This window comes from Butyrivibrio sp. X503 (assembly GCF_003625475.1).
Lineage (GTDB): Bacteria > Bacillota > Clostridia > Lachnospirales > Lachnospiraceae > Butyrivibrio.
The window spans coordinates 1-19,356 of sequence record NZ_RAIQ01000002.1 but is presented as its reverse complement, the minus strand read 5'-3'; the positions used below and the strand labels follow the sequence as shown (position 1 = coordinate 19,356).

The 19,356-nt window shown below is 40.0% G+C and carries 24 protein-coding genes; all 24 read right to left on the bottom strand.

The window, feature by feature from the left end:
* Positions 1-11: 11 nt before the first annotated feature.
* Positions 12-851, bottom strand: a complete 840-nt coding sequence (locus D6853_RS02975; RefSeq protein WP_243108279.1) for an HAD-IIA family hydrolase — start codon at positions 849-851, stop codon at positions 12-14.
* Positions 852-864: 13 nt separating this feature from the next.
* Positions 865-2,070: an ion transporter gene (locus tag D6853_RS02970; protein ID WP_120656319.1), complete on the bottom strand. Its 1,206-nt coding sequence runs from the start codon at positions 2,068-2,070 to the stop codon at positions 865-867.
* A gap of 26 nt (positions 2,071-2,096) precedes the next feature.
* The gene (locus D6853_RS02965; protein WP_120656318.1) at positions 2,097-3,935 is read right to left on the bottom strand and encodes a DEAD/DEAH box helicase; all 1,839 of its coding nucleotides are present in this window, start codon (positions 3,933-3,935) and stop codon (positions 2,097-2,099) included.
* Complete coding sequence (gene pgsA / locus D6853_RS02960; RefSeq protein WP_120656317.1) at positions 3,922-4,464, bottom strand: CDP-diacylglycerol--glycerol-3-phosphate 3-phosphatidyltransferase; 543 nt, start codon at positions 4,462-4,464, stop codon at positions 3,922-3,924. The genes D6853_RS02965 and pgsA overlap by 14 nt, the downstream gene beginning before the upstream one ends.
* A complete protein-coding gene (gene rimO, locus D6853_RS02955) occupies positions 4,461-5,816 on the bottom strand; it encodes a 30S ribosomal protein S12 methylthiotransferase RimO (RefSeq protein WP_120656316.1) in 1,356 nt (451 codons plus the stop codon). The genes pgsA and rimO overlap by 4 nt, the downstream gene beginning before the upstream one ends.
* A gap of 1 nt (position 5,817) precedes the next feature.
* Positions 5,818-6,123 (bottom strand): DNA-directed RNA polymerase subunit omega, encoded by a 306-nt coding sequence (gene rpoZ, locus D6853_RS02950; protein WP_120656315.1) that lies wholly within the window; start codon positions 6,121-6,123, stop codon positions 5,818-5,820.
* 45 nt (positions 6,124-6,168) lie between these two features.
* Positions 6,169-6,789 (bottom strand): guanylate kinase, encoded by a 621-nt coding sequence (gene gmk / locus D6853_RS02945; RefSeq protein ID WP_120656314.1) that lies wholly within the window; start codon positions 6,787-6,789, stop codon positions 6,169-6,171.
* Positions 6,779-7,042 (bottom strand): DUF370 domain-containing protein, encoded by a 264-nt coding sequence (locus D6853_RS02940; protein WP_120656313.1) that lies wholly within the window; start codon positions 7,040-7,042, stop codon positions 6,779-6,781. The genes gmk and D6853_RS02940 overlap by 11 nt, the downstream gene beginning before the upstream one ends.
* Complete coding sequence (locus D6853_RS02935) at positions 7,035-7,922, bottom strand: YicC/YloC family endoribonuclease (protein ID WP_120656312.1); 888 nt, start codon at positions 7,920-7,922, stop codon at positions 7,035-7,037. Before D6853_RS02935 ends, D6853_RS02940 begins: the two co-directional genes overlap by 8 nt.
* 144 nt (positions 7,923-8,066) lie before the next feature.
* Positions 8,067-8,534 (bottom strand): hypothetical protein, encoded by a 468-nt coding sequence (locus D6853_RS02930; RefSeq protein ID WP_120656311.1) that lies wholly within the window; start codon positions 8,532-8,534, stop codon positions 8,067-8,069.
* Between the two features lie 209 nt (positions 8,535-8,743).
* Entirely contained in the window at positions 8,744-9,403 is a 660-nt protein-coding gene (locus D6853_RS02925) for an HAD family hydrolase (RefSeq protein WP_120656310.1), read from the bottom strand.
* 13 nt (positions 9,404-9,416) lie between these two features.
* Positions 9,417-9,872 (bottom strand): C-GCAxxG-C-C family protein, encoded by a 456-nt coding sequence (locus tag D6853_RS02920; RefSeq protein ID WP_120656309.1) that lies wholly within the window; start codon positions 9,870-9,872, stop codon positions 9,417-9,419.
* A gap of 328 nt (positions 9,873-10,200) precedes the next feature.
* Positions 10,201-10,977 (bottom strand): amino acid ABC transporter ATP-binding protein, encoded by a 777-nt coding sequence (locus D6853_RS02910; RefSeq protein WP_120656308.1) that lies wholly within the window; start codon positions 10,975-10,977, stop codon positions 10,201-10,203.
* The gene (locus D6853_RS02905; protein WP_120656307.1) at positions 10,961-11,749 is read right to left on the bottom strand and encodes an amino acid ABC transporter permease; all 789 of its coding nucleotides are present in this window, start codon (positions 11,747-11,749) and stop codon (positions 10,961-10,963) included. Before D6853_RS02905 ends, D6853_RS02910 begins: the two co-directional genes overlap by 17 nt.
* 23 nt (positions 11,750-11,772) lie before the next feature.
* Positions 11,773-12,663, bottom strand: coding sequence for a transporter substrate-binding domain-containing protein (locus D6853_RS02900; protein ID WP_243108278.1), 891 nt, complete (start codon positions 12,661-12,663; stop codon positions 11,773-11,775).
* Between the two features lie 376 nt (positions 12,664-13,039).
* A complete protein-coding gene (dtd, locus tag D6853_RS02895) occupies positions 13,040-13,474 on the bottom strand; it encodes a D-aminoacyl-tRNA deacylase (RefSeq protein ID WP_120656306.1) in 435 nt (144 codons plus the stop codon).
* A 49-nt stretch (positions 13,475-13,523) separates the two neighbouring features.
* Complete coding sequence (locus D6853_RS02890; RefSeq protein WP_120656305.1) at positions 13,524-13,952, bottom strand: hypothetical protein; 429 nt, start codon at positions 13,950-13,952, stop codon at positions 13,524-13,526.
* Positions 13,953-13,988: 36 nt separating this feature from the next.
* Positions 13,989-14,540, bottom strand: a complete 552-nt coding sequence (locus tag D6853_RS02885; RefSeq protein ID WP_147367694.1) for a hypothetical protein — start codon at positions 14,538-14,540, stop codon at positions 13,989-13,991.
* 386 nt (positions 14,541-14,926) lie between these two features.
* Positions 14,927-15,535: a hypothetical protein gene (locus tag D6853_RS02880; protein ID WP_120656303.1), complete on the bottom strand. Its 609-nt coding sequence runs from the start codon at positions 15,533-15,535 to the stop codon at positions 14,927-14,929.
* 84 nt (positions 15,536-15,619) lie between these two features.
* On the bottom strand, positions 15,620-16,030 hold the full coding sequence (locus tag D6853_RS02875; protein ID WP_120656302.1) for a hypothetical protein: 411 nt from the start codon (positions 16,028-16,030) through the stop codon (positions 15,620-15,622).
* A 288-nt stretch (positions 16,031-16,318) separates the two neighbouring features.
* Complete coding sequence (locus D6853_RS02870; protein ID WP_147367693.1) at positions 16,319-17,101, bottom strand: hypothetical protein; 783 nt, start codon at positions 17,099-17,101, stop codon at positions 16,319-16,321.
* A 24-nt stretch (positions 17,102-17,125) separates the two neighbouring features.
* A complete protein-coding gene (locus tag D6853_RS02865) occupies positions 17,126-17,905 on the bottom strand; it encodes a hypothetical protein (RefSeq protein ID WP_120656300.1) in 780 nt (259 codons plus the stop codon).
* A gap of 14 nt (positions 17,906-17,919) precedes the next feature.
* Positions 17,920-18,690, bottom strand: coding sequence for a hypothetical protein (locus tag D6853_RS02860; protein ID WP_120656299.1), 771 nt, complete (start codon positions 18,688-18,690; stop codon positions 17,920-17,922).
* Between the two features lie 24 nt (positions 18,691-18,714).
* On the bottom strand, positions 18,715-19,356 hold a 642-nt coding region (locus D6853_RS15255; RefSeq protein ID WP_158588645.1), incomplete at its 5' end, for a hypothetical protein.

Genomic DNA, 19,356 nt, shown 5'->3' with positions numbered 1-19,356 from the left:
GACAGGACCGATCATCCCAAAAGCTGTCCCATCTCTTTTATTGATTCAAAAACAACATCAGGCTTGCAAACAGAGCCTTCTATATCTTCAAGTTTTGTTTCACCTGTAAGCACCAAAACTCCGATAGCGCCGTTATTAACGCCCGTCGCAACGTCAGTGTATATCCTGTCTCCGACAAACGCGATCTTCTCTTTGGAAACACCTGTCGCACCGACAACCATATCTACGGTTTCTTGAAAAGGCTTACCTACAAATCTCGGTGTCTTGTTTGTTGAAAGCTCAATTGCCTTACAGATAGCTCCGCAATCCGGGATAAATCCACCCTTCATCGGACAATTGATATCAAGGTGAGTTGCCAGAAACAGCGCGCCTTCCCTTATATATGTGCAGGCATTGGAGAGCTTTTCAAATGTAAGTGTCTTGTCAAAGCCCACAACTACAATGTCAGGTCTTTTGTCCATATTTGCGAGAGCATCTTCATTTTCAAGATTAAAAAGATTGATACCCGCAGCTTTAAAGCTGTCTTCCAAAGGCTTTGTGCCAAGAAGATATACGGATTTACCTTTATGATTGGTATTAAGATATGCCGTCATAACATCACCCGAAGTCATGATCATATCTCTTGTTATATGGCAATTCATCTTTGCGAGCTTTTCTATATAGAGCTCAGCCGATGTCGATGAATTATTGGTAAAAAAGATATATCTTTTACCGGCTCTTTTGACCGCTTCCAAAAAGTCCAAAGCGCCGTCCAAAATATCATTTTCAAGATAAAACGTGCCGTCCATATCAAGGACGAAAAGCTCCGTTTTATCAAGGATTTCTTTCTTCGTATCAATATCAAACATCATAAAAAACTACCGCCTAAACATTTTCATTTTGGACATGCTTACCGTAGATCAGCACGGTATCGCCCGCCTTAAGAGACAGACTTCCCTTGGGAATAAGTGCTTTTCCATTTCTTCTTATCATGAAGATAAAGCTCTGTCTTGAAATATCTATATCTCTTATCGCCGTTCCGTTCCAGGAATGGCCTTCATTTATAACGATTTCTTTAAGATCGATAGGCTGAAGATCCTTGGTCTTCTCAGCACACATTACAACCAGATCGTTCTTCTTAACGACCGTCTCGCCCCTTGGTATTATGGTGTCATTACCTCTTTGGAGCGCAACTACCATCATATCTTTCGGAAGCCCGATCTCATTTATCTTCTTATCGCACCATTTATCAGCGGCGCCGAGTCTTACTCTGATAAAGTGAATATTCTCTTCTTCAGTATATTCACCGATCGCCTTAAGTCTCTGATACTGCTCGACGAAGCCTGCGGAAATGATACCCGTTGGGATAGCGACCATTCCGACGCCTAGGAAAGCTATAACTATTCCAAGTATCTTACCGGCAACGGTCCTTGGATAAATGTCACCGTAGCCTATAGTCAAAAGAGTCGACGCGGACCACCAGATTCCCGAAAAAGCATTTTGAAATACTTCGGGCTGCGTCTCATGTTCCACACTGTACATACAAAGACTCGCTGACATCATAAGTATCAGTATTATAAATACCGATGCCATGAGCTGTTGCTTTTTGCGGCTGATAACTTCAGTGATAACATTGAGCTGATCGTAATAGGAATTGATCCTAAAAAGTCTTAGTATCCTTGCCACTCTAAAGAGCTTAAACACCGCAGTTCCTCTTGGGAAGAAAAACGGCATGTAATACGGCAGGAATGATATCAGATCGATAACCCCGGTAAACGATGCCGCGTATTTAACAGGGGCATATCTCTCGGATTCCTTGGGATAAAGCTCCGGCGCCGTAAATAATCTAAGCACATAGTCTATAGCAAAGAAAAACGTTGTGACTGCCTCTATAGCAAGAAGGAGCGACCCATAGTTCCGCTCCATATAATTAAAAGTAATGGCAAACGCCGAGAAAAGATTCAAAAACAGCGCAATAATGCTGATCACATCATACAGTCTGTTTATGGGCTCATCAACAACGCCCACGCTGACCATATTAAAAAGCTTAGCTCTTATTCTTCTGCTCTTAATGTTCTCGCTTTTACTCATTACCCCTCCTGTATTCAATTGTTTGATTATTTATCTTTCTTGCGTTTACCGAAGCTCTCCATTACAAGATCGTTTACATCCTGAAGATAGTCGATGCTTCTCTTCTTGTTTTCAGACTTTATTTTCTTCTTGTCTGATTTGGATACGTTCATTGTATTGGTATCTTCGCTCTTCTTGTTGGAGCGCTTGTTGTCGTTTGAATCAAGATACCACGCCTTGGTAGAACCTTCGCCCTTTATGTTTATCCTTCCGACATTTTCAAAACCTTCGGAAGCCTGTTTCCTGAGTTTACGCTTTCTATCCTCAGCTTTTCTTCTGTCATCAGACTTTCTTCCGTCACGTGATCTCTCATCGTTTCTCTTACCGCCTGATCTTCTGTCTCCGGGCTTTCTGTCGTCAAACTTACGCTCGCCCTTGTAGCTACGCCTTCTGTCAGAAGACTTACCGTCACGGGATCTTGAATACGAGCCGCGTGAATCGCCTCTGCCTCTTCTTCCGTATCCGTCTCTTCTGTCACTTCTCTTTTCAAAAAGAACAAGATCTTCAAGATCTGCTCCCATCTTAAGCTTCATAAAGCCTGCAGCAAGCTGCTCTGCAGTGTATTCGCCCTCTTCAATCTTCTGGTTTACAAACTCAAGTACAGAAGAAATATCCGTAGATTCAATAATATCGATAACCTCGGCAAAAACCTTCTGAGATTTCGCCCTTGTGATCTCTTTTGCCGAAGGAACGCGTCTTTCTTCGATACGAGTATGGCATACCTTCTCAATCTCACGAAGCTTGTACATCTCGCGTCCGCCGACAAGAGTGAACGATCTTCCGCTCTTTCCGGCACGTCCCGTTCTTCCGATCCTGTGAACGTAATATTCAATATCCTCGGGAATATCGAAATTAAATACAGCCTCAACACCGCTTACATCAATTCCTCTTGCCGCAACATCAGTGGCGATAAGAATATTGATCTTTCCTTTTCTGAAAAGATTCATAACGGTGTCTCTCTGATTCTGAGAAAGATCTCCGTGAAGTCCGTCTGCGAGATAGCCTTTTCCTTTAAGACTCTCTGCAAGCTGATCAACCATTTTCTTGGTGTTACAGAAAATAAGCGTTCTTCCCGGATTATAATAGTCAAGGAGTCTTACAAGAACTTCCTCTTTCATCTTCTGAGGAACTCTGTAATATGCCTGCTCAATGGCAGCAACAGTGATCTCCTTGGGTGTCATCTTAATGTACTCTGCATCCTTCTGATACTTTCTTGTTATCTGAAGAATGGGTTCGGGCATGGTAGCTGAGAAAAGAGCAGTCTGTCTCTCTTCCGGCATTCCATCAAGGATAGTCTCAATATCCTCTCTAAAGCCCATATCAAGCATCTCATCCGCCTCATCAAGTACAAGAACTCTTACGCTCTTCATCTTCATGGTATGTCTGCGCATGTGATCCATAACTCTTCCCGGAGTTCCCACAACAATCTGAACACCTGCCGAAAGAGCTCTTATCTGTCTTGAGATATCCTGTCCTCCGTATACGGCGAGAACTTTGATACCGTGCATATATTTCGCAAAATCTCTGATATCGTCGGCAGCCTGCATCGCAAGTTCTCTCGTAGGACACAGAACAACTGCCTGTAAATGCTTATTCTCAGGGTCTACCTTCTCCAAAAGAGGTATACCGAAAGCTGCTGTCTTTCCGGTTCCCGTCTGAGCCTGACCGATAATGTCCTTGCCCTCCATCATTACGGGAATCGCCGCATTCTGGATGGGAGACATATATTCAAATCCCATCTCACTGACAGCGCGGATAATTCTTTCATCAAGGCCGGATTCGTCGTATCTGACCCTTACTTCTTCTTTATTCTTACTTACTTCCATTCATAACATCCTTATTCTTCACCAGATAATCAATCAGTGAAACAATTGTGAGCGCAAGAGCTATCCACATGATAACCTTGGTAACTGTAGGCATTACAGGCCCACCAATGTTTGCGATCATAAGAATAACCATGATCATCTGGAAAGTGGTCTTAAACTTGCCCCAATAACTTGCTGCGATAACTCTTCCGTTATCCGCTGCAATAAGTCTGAAACCACTGATAATAAACTCTCTTGCAATAATAACAATAACAACAGCGGCAGGAATCCTTGCAAGCTCGACAAGTCCTATCATTGCTGAGCAAACCAAAAGCTTGTCGGCAAGCGGATCCATAAACTTGCCAAAATCCGTAACCAGATCATATTTTCTTGCTATCTTGCCATCCACTAAATCCGTAAGTGACGCAATGATAAAGGTTGCAAGTGCAGCCCATCTAAAAATATCATTGTACGGATCACTCAAAAGAAAGAACACAAAAAACGGAATTAAAACAACTCTTGCTACAGTTAATTTATTAGGTAAATTCATTTTATTTCCTCCCCTATCAGATCATATTCATTGGAACCGGTGATACGAACCTTTATAAAATCGCCGGTCATAAGATCTCTTTTTACTCCGGTAACAAAAAGATACCCATCAATATCGGGTGCATCCTTGTACGTCCTTGCAACATAAGAATATGTGCCGTCATCCTCAATGTCACCGATGCGTCCCTCAACTACCGCATCAAGTGTCTTTCCGACCATATTCTCCGCTTCCTCAAAAGCAATTTCCTGCTGAAGACGCATAAGCTTGTTTCTTCTGGTGTTCTTAACCCTCTCCGTAACTTGATCCGGCATTGTGGCCGCCGGCGTATCCTCCTCCTGTGAATACGTAAACACACCAAGTCTGTCAAACCTCAGATCTCTTACAAGTGCCATTGTCTCGTTGTGATCCTGCGCCGTCTCACCCGGGAACCCACTTATAAGAGTAGTCCTTATACAGATATCGGGGATCTCTTCTCGAAGTCTTTTGACCAGTCCCCTTATCTGAGCATTATTGGTACGCCTTCCCATCTTCTTAAGTATCTTATCGGAACCTGATTGTATTGGAATATCAAGATAATGACATATCTTGGGTTCGCTCTTGATCGTCCGGATAAGCTCTTCGTTTATCTCCTCGGGATAACAATAAAGAATCCTTATCCACTTAAATCCTTCTATCTTACAAAGCTTATGTAATAGCTCAGGCAGCTTCTTCTCTCCGTAAAGATCGACTCCGTACAACGTTGTCTCCTGCGCGACCACCAAAAGCTCGGTAATCCCGGCCGCTGCAAGCTTCTTAGCATCTTCAAGGAGCTGCTCCATCGGAACACTTCTGTATCCTCCTCTGACCTTGGGTATAATACAGTAGGTACACCGCTTATCACAGCCTTCCGCTATCTTCAGATAGTTAAAAAGACCTCCCGTCGTAATTACTCTGTCCTTGCCTCCGACGGGTTTCTTGTTGATATCATAGAAATAGTTCTTGTGAGAAAATAACTTGTTTCTTGAAAGAGTTTCATCAATAGCATCGATGATCTTATCGGTAGCGGTAACTCCGAGGATCTCATCAACTTCCGGAATCTCCTTCTGGATCTCCTCTTTGTACCTCTGTGCAAGACAACCTGTGACAACAAGCGCCTTGAGCTTACCACTCTTTCGCATATCGGCAAATTCCAGGATTGTGTCAATACTCTCCTGTTTTGCATCATTGATAAAGCAGCAGGTGTTAACAACTGCTGCTTCTGCTTCATTCTCATCGTCCGTAAAGTCATAGCCTCTGCTTCGAAGCATCCCAAGCATAACCTCGGTATCGACTCTGTTTTTGTCGCATCCCAGCGACACAAATATTATCTTCATATCAGTTTTCTTCAGTATTCTCTGTTTCCTCTGCTACTTCTGCAACCTCTGAAGCATTGGCAAGTGCTGCCTTCTCCTCATCGGTAAGAATTCTGAGTGTATCCTCGTTCATCTCATCTACAGCGATTGAAAGGGGCTTCTGCTTGTCCTTAACTCTTACCATAGGCTCATCACCAGCAATGATCTGTCTTGCTCTCTTTGCAGTAGCCATTACTACAGAATATCTTGAGCTGATAACAGGTTCTTCACCTTCCTCAACGCCCTTGTTAACTACTTTCATAAGATCTACATATGAAGGATGTATCATAACTTAATTCCTTTCCTGCGGTTCTGCCGCAAATGGCAGCCGCCATTATAATTGCTTTAGCTGCGTTCTTATTGTTTCTATAAAATCAAGATTCCTGCCGGGACTTAAATGTGCGGAGCTTATGATCTGATGTACATTTTCCACACTGTCCTCAAGCTTATCATTGATGACTATATAATCATAGTTCTCGATGCCGACAGACTCTTCAACAGCTCTGTTAAGTCGCTGTCTGATAACATCCTCTGTCTCTGTTCCTCTGCCGCGAAGTCTCTTTTCAAGCTCCGTTGCCGAAGGTGGCATTACAAAAAGTAAAACCGCATCCGGATACTGCTTCTTTATCTGAAGTGCACCCTGTATCTCTATCTCAAGAATGACGTCTATTCCCTGTGAAAGTTTATCTTCAACATACTTCCTGGGAGTGCCGTAGTAATGATTTACATACTTGGCATGCTCTATAAGTCCGTCTTCCTCAATAAGCTTCTCAAACTCTTCATTGGTAATGAAGAAATACTCTCTACCGTTAACTTCGCCTTCTCTGGGTGATCTTGTAGTTGCCGAAACGGATAATGCATACTGATCATATTTGGCTGTAAGCGCCTTCATGATAGTTCCCTTACCTGCTCCCGAAAAACCCGAGACAACGATTATAATACCTTTACGATTCATCTGCAATACTCTCACTCTCCACCTGTGTCCTGCCGCTTATTGTTTCCGGCAAAAGAGCCGACAAAACAAGCATACCGTTTTCCATGACTATAACAGCCTTGGTCTTACGGCCCTGTGTTGCATCAACACTTGTCCCGTCTTCCTTGGCCTTCTGGACCATCCTTTTTACAGGGGCCGCATCAGGACTGACTATACTGATAATCTTATCGGCGTTGACGATGTTGCCAAAGCCTACATGGATGAGTTTACTCAATGTTCTGAATCTGCTCCCTTACCTTTTCTATATCGGTCTTAAGTGCGATTCCTCTGTCAGAGATCTTAAGATCTGTAGACTTGGAAAGAATCGTATTGGCTTCTCTGTTCATCTCCTGTGCAAGGAAATCAAGCTTTCTTCCTATTCCATCCTTGTCATCTCCGCTTAAAAGAGTATCCTTGGTTGCACCGATATGACTGCGAAGCCTTGTGATCTCTTCATCGACACAAACCTTGTCCGCAAAGATCGTAACTTCCATAGCTAGTCTGTTCTCATCGATCTGCTTGTCTTCAAGAAGATCCTTGATCTTCTCTCTGAGCTTGCACTTATATTCCTTGATGATCTCGGGTGAACGCTCTGAGATATATTCAACATTCTCGCGCATACCGTCAAGCTTGGAAGTAAGATCGTTACAAAGGAACTCGCCTTCTTTTATCCTGGAATCAAGGAACTTCTGTCCGGCCTCATTAAGAGCCTTCTTAAGTCCTGCCCAGACCTCTTCCTCATCAAGTTCTTCCTCTTCCATAGTAAATACTTCAGGAAATCTGGACAAAAAAGATATCTTTATATCCTGATCAAGTCCGAAATCGGAAGCCATCTCTTTTAAATAAGTAACATATTCTTCTGCGATCGCCTTGTTATATTTAACTCTGGAATCTGATTCCGAGAAATCCTCATAGCTGATGAATACATCAACCTTGCCTCGTTTCATATATCCTTTTAATTCGGAACGAATTGCAGACTCAAATGCATTGAATTTCTTGGGCATCTTGATATTGATATCAAGGTATCGATTGTTTACAGATTTAAGCTCAACAATATACTTGCGCTGACCCTCTGTGACTTCACTCCTGCCAAACCCAGTCATACTGCATACCATAAGTAGGTACCCTCCCTTATTTTTGGGCATAATAATACACAAGTTATTATAATATATCGCATTTTTCAGGTCAATGTCAATTGCCTCTGAGACGGCAATATATCGGAGTTTGTGTTAACACCAATATCTAATTTGTCTCTATTTTTATGGAATCTTAAAACCCGGGTTGATGAATGTAGAATAAATATATAAAAATGCAATAGTTAAAAGCAGCAAAAGCTGTACGATAAAAAATATTTTTACTGTTACATCCCCCATCGCATCTGGGAGTTTTATGATATACCAATCCGAAGATTTTTTTACATAAGCTACATCAATTACCGACCCAACCGGATACTTATTCTCATCCAAAGGTATATTTGTCTGTCCCTCGATATCTTCTGTGGTTCCCAATATTTTCACGTACATAATTATTCGTTCATTGGTATACTCTCCTCCGCCATATCCCACTATCTCTGCTTTAGCATAAGTACATGCATTCTTGAATTTCTTGACCGATACATATACGCCAATAAATGAAATAAAAATAGCAGACCAAAACATCCAAAGAGTTGTATATATAACCCCAAACGTATCTAATACATAATCAACTAATCCTAATAATTCTTCCATTATCTCTTACCTCTTTCCTCTTCCAAGCTTTTCTCGTCTCAATCAAAACCTTTTCTTTCTCTGAGAGATCATTATAATATATCGTATTTTTGGGTCAATTTCAATTGCCTTGAAAGTGGCGATATATCTTGGTTTGCGTTGACAAAACAATTCCTCCTGCGTTAGTGTATAACATATCACTGCACTGATCTGTGAAGTCCTATTGCATCTTAGAATAGTTTTTCAATAGCATCCAATAATTGCATGGGCTCTTTTACGAAAATATCAGCACCGAGGGTCCTTAAGAAATCCTCGTCTCTAAAGCCCCAAAGCACAGATATACAAGGGAGTTCCGAGTTCTTGGCTGTCTCAAAGTCAACCTCGGAATCTCCTATATAAACAGCTTCTTCCTGCGTACTATTAAGCTCCTTAAGTGCTTCAAGCACCATATCCGGCGCAGGTTTTCTGTTTATGCCGTCCTTTTCGCCGATAGCAACATCTATAGCATCGGAAAAGAACTTTTTATTCAGCTCTTTTACCGCCGAATCTATCTTATTAGAAACAATCGCCATCTTGTATCCGCGCTTTTTGAGTTCTTTCATCACAAGACGGATCCCGTCATAGGGACCCGTCTTATCAAGGCAGTGCGCATTATAATGTTCTTTAAATATCGGAAGCATCTCATCGATCGTTTCGGAAGGAGTGCCCTCCGGAACAGTCTCGCACAGAGCATTTCGGATTCCGTTTCCGAAAGCTTTCCTGTACTCGTCTTCCGTATGTGTAGGGAAACCGAACCTGTTCATCACATGGTTCATAGAAACCGTAAGATCGGTAAGTGTGTTGAGCACTGTACCGTCCATGTCGAAAATTATTGTATTAATCTTGTTCATTATATTAATCTCTTTAGTTAATAGGATTCTCTTTTATATACTGCTCAAGAAGCTCTGCGGCGTCTCCGATTATCTCGGCACACGGGCGCTTCTTGTAATATTCCTTGGTGCGAGCCTCGGGAGTAGGAACGTCGTGCTTTACATCAAGCCCCAGCATCTCACGGCAGACTATGGATCCATGAGTCTCCTCAAATCTGTGGGCAAGTTCCTGTATCCTTGCGTAGTGATCAGCCTTCACCTGTCCTGTCTCAGGTCCGTCATATCCATATAACAGTCCAACTATCATAAACATTCCGCTGACAGAACCGCAGACCTCACGCAGTCTTCCCATTCCGCCTCCGAAAGATGAAGCCATCCTGGAAAGTGTTGTGCTATCTATAGGTAACAGATCTTCAAACGCAAGTATAATGGACTGCGAGCAGTTGTATCCCTTTAAAAAATTTGCCATTGCGGTTTCACGCCTAGTCATAATAATCTCCTCATATCATCTTATATCCGCAGTCACTCTTCTCGGGACCATCTATCCCTGATTCGTAGTGCGCTCTAAATTCCATGTTGATATCACGGATCTCTTTCTTGCCATCATATCTGTCCACCAGGAAAAAGTAAGGTTTAAAGCTTATAAGTTCATCCGGATCCTGGTGGGGACCGATCCTAAGAGGCTCAATCTTCCCATCAACAAGATGGAATTCAAAGTAAACTGCTCACTCCTATACGCAACGGCTCCTCTAATGAATATCCATAGGACCGTTATAAAAGCAACCATCTGTGGAAAAGTAATTTCTATCATAACCAGATCACAACACCTTACTTAAAAATTCTTGAAGTCTTGGATGCTGCGGTTTTTCAAATATATCTTCAGGAGTGCCCTGCTCAAGAAGCTTACCATCGGCCATGAAAAGAACTCTGTTGCCGACCTCTCTTGCAAATCCCATCTCATGAGTTACGACAACCATGGTCATTCCTTCGTCGGCGAGCTGCTTCATAACATCAAGAACTTCTCCTACCATCTCGGGATCGAGGGCTGATGTAGGCTCGTCAAACAGCATAACCTCAGGCTCCATCATAAGAGCTCTGACAATAGCAATACGCTGCTTCTGTCCGCCGGAAAGCTGTATGGGATATGCGTCAGCTCTGTCCTCAAGTCCGACTCTTTTTAAAAGTTCGAGAGCCTTCTTTTTGGCTTCCTCTTCGGGTACTTTTTTGACCTTAACGGGCGCAATGATCATGTTTTCCATAATAGTCTTATGAGGGAAAAGATTGAAATGCTGGAATACCATTCCCATCTTCTGCCTGTGAAGATCCATGTTTATCTTGACCCATTTGCCGTTTTCGTCTTTGTATTTTTTCTTGGTAATGTCAACGCCGTCGAATATAATGGCACCGCCTGTAGGCTCCTCAAGAAGATTAAGCGATCTAAGGAAAGTGGACTTACCGCTACCCGAAGGACCTATAACAACCATAACATCGCCCTTGTCGATATCTACGGTCACTTTATCAAGTGCCTTGATAGCGCCGAAATTGTAGTGCTTTTCAAGGTCTGTTACCTGAATGATCTTATCTCTTGTCTCCACGGCTCATCCTCCTTTCAAAGTGTGCTATAAGTTTACTTGCAGGGAAGCAGAGGCAGAAATATATCGCCGTGGCAACAAGCAGCGGTTCGATAATAATAAAAGTAGCGCCTCTGACCGCGTTAACGGCAGACATAATATCCTGAACACCTATCGTATAAGTGATCGCAGACTCTTTTATGATAACAACAAACTCATTGGCGATCGCAGGCAAGATATTCTTGATAGCCTGAGGTAGTATGATGTATCTCATGTTCTGAACCCAGTTCATACCAAGGCTTCTTGCGGCCTCGGATTGACCGGAGTCAATAGACTGAATACCGGATCTCATGATCTCGCAAAGATAAGCGCCGGAATTCATTCCGAGAGCGACTACGCCCGGGAAAAATCTCTCAAATTTGATGAACCCAAAGAATGTAAAGCTCGGAAGCTCGATAAGCGCGCCGAATACACCGTAATAGATTATCGCAACCTGCACGATAACAGGTGTTGACCTGAGTATCTCAACATACGCGGTCGCGATCAAAGACAACGGATTGAACTTACTGAGAGTGACTCCGAATCCCTTCTCCCTTTGATGTCCTTCCTTATCAAGACCGAGAAATGCCAAAGGATAACAATCAGACATTCTCATTGCCGAAAGAATAATAGCAAGAACAAAACCTATTGCCACGGTAAAAACAGAGAGCATCACTGTAACAATGATGCCCTGAATAAAAAGCTGAGAATAAGGCGCAAGCCTTCCGAAATTCTCTAACTGAACAAAACTATCCATAAGATATGTCTCCAAACAAATAATCAATTATCAAGAAGTCCCTCGTGGATCTCGCCTGAAGCCTTCTCGTTGGCAGTTGCGACAAACTCATCCATTGTTCCGTCCGCAAGAGCTTTGGAAATAGCCTCGTTGACACCCTTAAGAAGTGCTTCATTTCCTTTGCTTACGCCAACGGCAGCTCCTTCAGCACCCTCGTAAGGAACGTCAAGTGCGATATAAAGTTCAGGATAATTCTTGGCGTAGCTCTCTGCAACGGGAGTTTCGATATAAGCTCCGTCAAGCTTTCCGGCAATGATCTCGGCAACAATATCCGTAACCTTGGAAAGCTGAATGATATCTGCCGAAGAGCTGTATGTCTTGGCAAGATCAACCTGAATCGATCCTGTCTGAGCTCCGATCTCCAAATTTGAACTATTGGTATCGTCAAGATTCTTGAATTTATCCTTTTTGTCCACGGATGTCACAAATGACTGACCGCCAACATAGTAAAGCTCTGAGAAATCCATGATAGCTTCACGCTTGGGATCGGGTGAAAGTCCGGAAATTCCGATATCAACAGACTTGGTCTGAACCTCCATAAGCACTCCGTCGAAATCTACGGGCACTATTTCAAGCTCAAGCCCGAGATAATCAGCGATGTAGCCCGCAAGCGCTATATCAAAGCCCGCAAGCTCGGGTGTTCCGTCCTCTCCTATAGCATAGAACTCATATGGTGCAAAATCGGGTGATGTAGCTACTGTAAGCTTACCCGGTGTAACTGTTTTGATCTCCTCTTTGGCATCCGCATCGGCTGCTGTATCAGCTCCCTCCTGCGTTGCCGTTGTATTCTGTGCGCTCTCCTTGGATGCGCCGCAAGCTGCAAGACCAAATGCCATTGTCATAGCCATAATAGCAGCGATAACTCTCTTCTTCATGATCTTTCCTCCTGAATGTACAATACTTTCTTGTCTAAATCGAATGATAATATCTTTTATTTTGTTTTGCAACATAGGGTGCACATTATTCAAACATATTTCACACTAAATTTAAATTATGAACTTTTTATGGATTTTATAAAATTTATATAAATTCTTGTCGAAATATGATATAACTATCGTGAAGGGGGTCATGTAGAAGGAGGTTTTTTGACATGGCAGAAGTAAATAATGATTACGTTAGACTTTCACAGGCTGAAATAGATAGACTTATAGAGAAGATCAACGAAGAAAAAGAAGAAACGAAAAAAGAAAAAACAATCTAAAAAAGAATGTCATCAGACATTCTTTTTTGTTGTTTTGTTATATTAAGAGATCATATATCAAGAACTATCGTCACGGGTCCGTCATTTACGGATGTCACTTTCATATCCGCCCCGAATTCTCCCGTTCCGACTTCAAAGCCTCTGTCTCTGCACTCCTTTACGACAAGCTCATATAAAGGTACGGCGAGCTCAGGTCTTGCAGCCTCAGTAAATCCCGGCCTTCTGGATGAACAGTCCGCATATAAAGTAAACTGACTTACGATAAGGAGCTTCGCTCCGGCGTCTTTCGGGTTAATGTTCATCTTGCCGTTCTCATCTTCAAATATCCTAAGGCCGCAGATCTTATCCGCCATCTTCTTGGCCTTTTCCTCGGTATCCGATACATGTACTCCAAGAAGCACCAGAAATCCGTTATCGATCTCCGCCACTCTCTTTCCGTCTATATCAACCGATGCCGATAAAACCCTTGTCAAAACTGCTCTCATGCTATTCTCCCTAAATTAATCTAGATATAACAAATAATAGCACAATCCACTAATTAAACGTATACACTTTATAGGCATTTCCATTTAGCCTATTGATTCTTTCCAATCCATCCCACGCTTCATCCGTCCATTCAGATTTCATGAACATTATCCCTTCCAGATCATCAGACCCTGCTGTCCAAAAAATCATATTGGTATCTCTATTTTCAATATAGAGTAATTTTGATTTCATTTTGTGGGGCAGATTATACTCAGCTAATGTATTCATGTTTCGGTCTCTCAGAACAAGGGTTGAGCCATCAATTTTAGCTGTATAGAACTCCTTATCCAATAAATAATTATAAATATCCAGAAACTCATCAGCTGCTAACAAATTTTTTTTCAAAGCACTTTGCCTAACATAATGCGAAGCAAACAAAGTTGTACAAACAATAAATACAGCCACCACAACGATTGAGAATTTTTTAGCCATCTCCATCACACTCTTTCCTTTTGTATATTTCCAAATAGTGCTTTAATCAAATCTCATGCAACCCAGCATTTTAATTATCTCTTTATCAGAAATATCGTTTTCAGGAGCGATGATTATTTCGATCAGGTTTTTGTCATCGGCTCTATATGCCAAAATAACCTCTTCCCAACCATCCGATCTAAACTGAACAAAAAAGCTATGGTAACTTGGTTTATCTGTTCTGCCGGTATCAACTATAACGCCATCAGTATCTCTTAATAATTTCATTAATTCCATTCCGGTTCGAATCGAATTGGCATTATCTATATCCTCGGATGAATTATTAAACTGCTCCAGAATATCGTCATCTACGTCCGCGCAATCAGGACCTATTCCCAAAACCAAATAATCATCATTTTGAATGAAAACATAATCTTCGCCATCGCTTCTATTCATTCCTTCAGTGATTCTTTTAGGCAAAAGAAAACTCGAATCACCAAATATGATAGGTTCATACTTAGAATTGTCGATAGTTCCGATTACTATAGCAATAACAAAAACGAAGAGCATAAAATATATAAAGATCTTTTGATAGTCACACTTCTTCTGTTCCATAACTCCAACATCTGCTAATTGATACAAGTACCAATCCGCTTTGATAATCCTATCCCTGGTAATCCTTCTAAGAGGAATCAATTTTTCTCTTGACTTTAGAGCCACAAACACCCACAATCTAAGCATTTATATTTTCTAACAAGTTTAGGCTTAGAAAAAAAGCAACGCGTATAATCTTCTATAACCAATATATTATTATTTCCACATTCAGGACATTTTTCATGCTGATTCCACAATGCCGCAAGCTTTGCACACTCCTGTTCGTAAGCACGATTTTTATTTGATTCCATTTTTCTTGTTTCAGTCATGTTTGCTCAACTCAATTTACAATTTATAAGTTACCAATCATCCCAAATAATACTATGTTGTTGTATCTCTACTTACTGTCACAATTTCAGATTTAAAGCTTCAAATTCATCTTCACTCAAAGCAAGATCACAACTATTATATATAAACACATTGCTCTTTCCGTTTTTCCATAAATCCAGAATCGTAAACAGAACATTTAATGCGCCCATCTCTCCACGTAAAGTCACATAAAAATCATAGCCTCTATATTCTTCTATGCTTGTTCCTTCACATTCCAGAAGTGACGTGGTATAAAAAGCAGCTATTTTAATTAATTCTCCCTTTATATCCTCAAAATTAGCCCCTCGTAATTCCACAACTTTTTTTACAATCAAATTAAGTTTATCAATTAAAGTTAAATCAGGATCTATGTTATGAGCTCTACTATACTCAGCTGATAACTCTTTGTATTTTTTTAATAAATAGCCATGTTCAGTAGAATGAAAACGCGGTTCATTTTCATCTTCTAAAAACGCCTTATAGCCTTTTTCGTGCATAATAGCAGCATATTCATCTATGCTCTTTTCATATACAGCCAAATTTCTTTTTGTCATACCGGCAGGTCCATTCTTAACAAGCGTAAAACCATGTTCTTTTGCCTCGGGTCCAATTATCTCTTTGATTATCTTTTTATATTGTATTGCCATATCATCCTTCGCAATTCGGTTTTATCATTAAACTCCAACATCTGCTTATTGATACAGGTACCAAAAAAACATTTATTGTATTATTCACTTTTTAATCAATTGAATCTCCGGAAGGTTTCTATCCGTTTTGGTATCACATCCTGCGTTTGGAGATGAAAAGATTATTTTTTTGTATGATACTTTTTCTTTAGGAGCTAAAGATATTTCCGCCACACCTGTATCATCCCAGACACCTTCAACAGTTTTATCTGAAACCAATCCACTTTGATAATCCTGATCAAATATCGCATTGACGCTGAGTGTAATCATTTCATCTGTATTATTTTTTATAGATAATACGCACATTATCCGCGTTTCCCCATTAACAACTTCAAAAGTGTCAAAATATGATTCTTTTTCTATAAGTTGTATTCTGGGTTTGTTAGATGATACAAGAAAAAAAGCTATTACAATAACAATCACTAATGACAATATGATTACTATATTTTTCTTCATTTCTCTTGATTATCCTATCCCTGGTAAGCCTTCTAAGGGGTATCTATTTTTCTCTTGACTTTATAGCCACAAACACCCACAATCTAAGCATTTATATTTTCTAACAAGTTTAGGCTTAGAAAAAAACAACGCGTATAATCTTCTATAACCAATATATTATTATTTCCACATTCAGGGCATATTTCATGCTGATTCCATAATGCAGCAAGCTTTGCGCACTCCTGCTCGTAAGCACGATTTTTATTTGATTCCATTTTTCTAGTTTCAGTCATGTTTGCTCAACTCAATTTACAATTTATAAGTTACCGTTGATCTTGCCATAGCCCAAACTACATTTTGCGTCCTGTCATTATTAAAATGGTAATCCCCCCATGCCTGCACTACTATAAATATTGGCATTATATCGCTCTCACTTGTTTTAAATTGTATTTCCACCCTGTATGTATCATATGCCACTTTGGCATCCCCTTGAAAATCCAAAACCATTTCCACCAGTATTGCAGCCATTCCGAGCCACAATTCATTTATTCTTTCTATCTCCTCCGGTGTCTCTTCTGCTATACGATTTTCATATAGGACATCATCTATATGATTCAATTGCTCCAGAGGAGTTCCGTTACCTATAATATGGTAGATTGCATCATATTTCGCCGCCAACTCTTTTCTATGCTCTTTAAAATACTGCTTCCGTTCGGGCGTTTCAAAAGAATCTGGCTTTTCTGTGAGCATATCCTCCAGAAGATCAAATCCATGCTTTCGAATAAATGTTGCAAAGAACTCCATAACATCTATAAACTCTGCATCTGTTTCAGCCCGCCAGTATTCCTTATTCTCATACTCGGGAAGTATCGCCCCTATCTCTTTCATTCCATTGCCTTTTGCAGAACTCCAAAACATCAATTTATAATCATCTTCCAAATAATCCTGCTGCTGAATGTATACTTCTTGTTCAACGTCCTCAATTTTTCTTCCAAAAGTCCAGATAAGTCTTCTTTCACAACGTATATACTTAAAACCTTTTTCCGCAAGAACTTTCCCTATTATTTCTTTGATTTTACGTGTTTTATTCATAGCAAAATCCAACGACCACTTAATCTATTCTCGAATAGACATCCTCAACATAGACCAAACACCTAAAGCATTTCTATCTCCATCAATATGATAATCCAACCACGCCTGTACAACTACAAATATCGGCCAAAAATTTAATACAGAAATGGGATATTTGACTTCTACTCGCCAGCCATCATAATCTATCTCAACCCCTTCTTTTTCTATTGCAATTTCAGTTACTATAGCAGCCATTCCAAGCAATAAATCATATACTTTTTCTTGCTCTTCCGGGATATCGTTAGCTTGTCTATTATCCCATAAAACTTCATCTATTTTCTTTAACTGATCTTGTTTGGAATCCATTGAAAGGATATGATATATAGCATCATATTTTTCAATTAAATCTTTCCTATGTTCTTTAAAATATTTTTTTCGTTCTGGTGTCTCAAATGTATCCGGTTGCTCAGCCAACATTTCATCAAGAACATCAAAACCTTTCTCTTTAATGATTCTTGAAAAAAATATCATTAAATCTTCAAATTCTTTATCTGTTTCAGCTTTCCAATATTCTTTACCTTTATAATCTGGTATTATATCGCCTATCTCACACATTCCTTGGCCTTTGGCAGAAGACCACATCATAAGTTTATATTCTTTATCAAAACGTGTATGCTGTTGAATATATACTTCCTGTTCAACTTCTCCAACTTTTCTCCCAAAAGTCCAAACTATTCCACTTTCGCAACGTATATATTCAAACCCTTTTTCTGAAAGCACTTTACCTATTATTTCTTTGATTTTACGTGTTTTATTTATATACATTAAATCAGAGCCCTTTACCGTACTAACGACCTTGCTGAAGCCCATACCAGCAAAATAGATTTATCATTATCGAAATGATAACGCATCCATGCTTGTATAACATCATAAACAGGCCAAACACTCAGTACTGTATTTGATATATTCATTTTTATTCTCCATGAGTCATAATCAATCTTCGCTCCTTCTATAGAAAAAATAATTTCTGTTAAAACAGCAGCCATTCCAAGCCATAATTCCTGTATCTCTGCCTCTTTTTCAGGCGTTTCTTCCGCTTCGCGATTTTCCCATAATACTTCATCTATATGCTTAAGCTGTTCTTCTCGTGTACCTTGCCCAAGAATATGATATATACCGTCATACTTCTCGACCAATTCTTTTCTATGTTCTTTGAAATATTGTTTTCTTTCTGGCGTCTCAAAAGAATCGGGCTTTTCTTCAAGCATATCTTCTAGTAAGTCAAATCCATGTTCTTTTATAAAGGATACAAAAAATTCTAATATCTGAAGAAATTCTTCGTCAGATTCTGCTTCCCAGTACTCCTTCTTCTCATATTCCGAAAGAACATTTCCTATTTCTTTCATACCGTTACCTTTAGCCGATGTCCAAAACATTAATTTGTATTCTTTGTCAAAACGTGTATGCTGTTGAATATATACTTCCTGTTCTACTTCTCCGATTTTTCTGCCAAAAGTCCAAACTATTCCACTTTCGCAACGTATATATTCAAATCCTTTTTCTGAAAGCACTTTACCTATTATTTCTTTGATTTTTTTTGTTCTATTCATAGCAAAATCCAGGATACACTCATTCTATTCTCTAATAGTTGTCCTTAGCATAGACCATACAATCAATATATCTTTTTTTTCCTCTAGATGATATCTTAACCACGCCTGTACAACTACAAATATCGGCCAAAAATTTAATACAGCAATGGGATATTTGACTTCTACTCGCCACCCATCATAATCTATCTCAACCCCTTCTTTTTCTATTGCAATTTCAGTTACTATAGCAGCCATTCCAAGCAATAAATCGTATATTTTTTCTTGCTCTTCCGGGATATCGTTAGCTTGTCTATTATCCCATAAAACTTCATCTATTTTCCTTAACTGATCTTGTTTAGAATCTATGGAAAGGATATGATAAATAGCATCATATTTTTCAACCAGTTCTTTCCTATGTTCTTTAAAATATTTTTTTCGTTCTGGTGTCTCAAATGTATCCGGTTGCTCAGCCAACATTTCATCAAGAACATCAAAACCTTTCTCTTTAATGATTCTTGAAAAGAATATCATTAAATCTTCAAATTCTTTATCTGTTTCAGCTTTCCAATATTCTTTACCTTTATAATCTGGTATTATATCGCCTATCTCACACATTCCTTGGCCTTTGGCAGAAGACCACATCATAAGTTTATATTCTTTATCAAAACGTGTATGCTGTTGAATATA

Coding starts and splice junctions, on each gene's coding strand:
- D6853_RS02930 (WP_120656311.1), bottom strand. CDS start 8,534: ATGGAAGAATTATTAGGATTAGTTGATTATGTATTAGATACGTTTGGG.
- D6853_RS02875 (WP_120656302.1), bottom strand. CDS start 16,030: ATGAAGAAAAATATAGTAATCATATTGTCATTAGTGATTGTTATTGTA.
- D6853_RS02905 (WP_120656307.1), bottom strand. CDS start 11,749: ATGGATAGTTTTGTTCAGTTAGAGAATTTCGGAAGGCTTGCGCCTTAT.
- D6853_RS02870 (WP_147367693.1), bottom strand. CDS start 17,101: ATGAATAAAACACGTAAAATCAAAGAAATAATAGGGAAAGTTCTTGCG.
- D6853_RS02970 (WP_120656319.1), bottom strand. CDS start 2,070: ATGAGTAAAAGCGAGAACATTAAGAGCAGAAGAATAAGAGCTAAGCTT.
- D6853_RS02890 (WP_120656305.1), bottom strand. CDS start 13,952: ATGGAGATGGCTAAAAAATTCTCAATCGTTGTGGTGGCTGTATTTATT.
- D6853_RS02920 (WP_120656309.1), bottom strand. CDS start 9,872: ATGACTAGGCGTGAAACCGCAATGGCAAATTTTTTAAAGGGATACAAC.
- D6853_RS02880 (WP_120656303.1), bottom strand. CDS start 15,535: ATGGCAATACAATATAAAAAGATAATCAAAGAGATAATTGGACCCGAG.
- D6853_RS02900 (WP_243108278.1), bottom strand. CDS start 12,663: ATGAAGAAGAGAGTTATCGCTGCTATTATGGCTATGACAATGGCATTT.
- D6853_RS02860 (WP_120656299.1), bottom strand. CDS start 18,690: ATGAATAGAACAAAAAAAATCAAAGAAATAATAGGTAAAGTGCTTTCA.
- D6853_RS02935 (WP_120656312.1), bottom strand. CDS start 7,922: ATGGTATGCAGTATGACTGGGTTTGGCAGGAGTGAAGTCACAGAGGGT.
- gmk (WP_120656314.1), bottom strand. CDS start 6,789: ATGAATCGTAAAGGTATTATAATCGTTGTCTCGGGTTTTTCGGGAGCA.
- D6853_RS02925 (WP_120656310.1), bottom strand. CDS start 9,403: ATGAACAAGATTAATACAATAATTTTCGACATGGACGGTACAGTGCTC.
- pgsA (WP_120656317.1), bottom strand. CDS start 4,464: ATGAATTTACCTAATAAATTAACTGTAGCAAGAGTTGTTTTAATTCCG.
- D6853_RS02865 (WP_120656300.1), bottom strand. CDS start 17,905: ATGTATATAAATAAAACACGTAAAATCAAAGAAATAATAGGTAAAGTG.
- rimO (WP_120656316.1), bottom strand. CDS start 5,816: ATGAAGATAATATTTGTGTCGCTGGGATGCGACAAAAACAGAGTCGAT.
- dtd (WP_120656306.1), bottom strand. CDS start 13,474: ATGAGAGCAGTTTTGACAAGGGTTTTATCGGCATCGGTTGATATAGAC.
- rpoZ (WP_120656315.1), bottom strand. CDS start 6,123: ATGATACATCCTTCATATGTAGATCTTATGAAAGTAGTTAACAAGGGC.
- D6853_RS02975 (WP_243108279.1), bottom strand. CDS start 851: ATGATGTTTGATATTGATACGAAGAAAGAAATCCTTGATAAAACGGAG.
- D6853_RS02965 (WP_120656318.1), bottom strand. CDS start 3,935: ATGGAAGTAAGTAAGAATAAAGAAGAAGTAAGGGTCAGATACGACGAA.
- D6853_RS02885 (WP_147367694.1), bottom strand. CDS start 14,540: ATGGAACAGAAGAAGTGTGACTATCAAAAGATCTTTATATATTTTATG.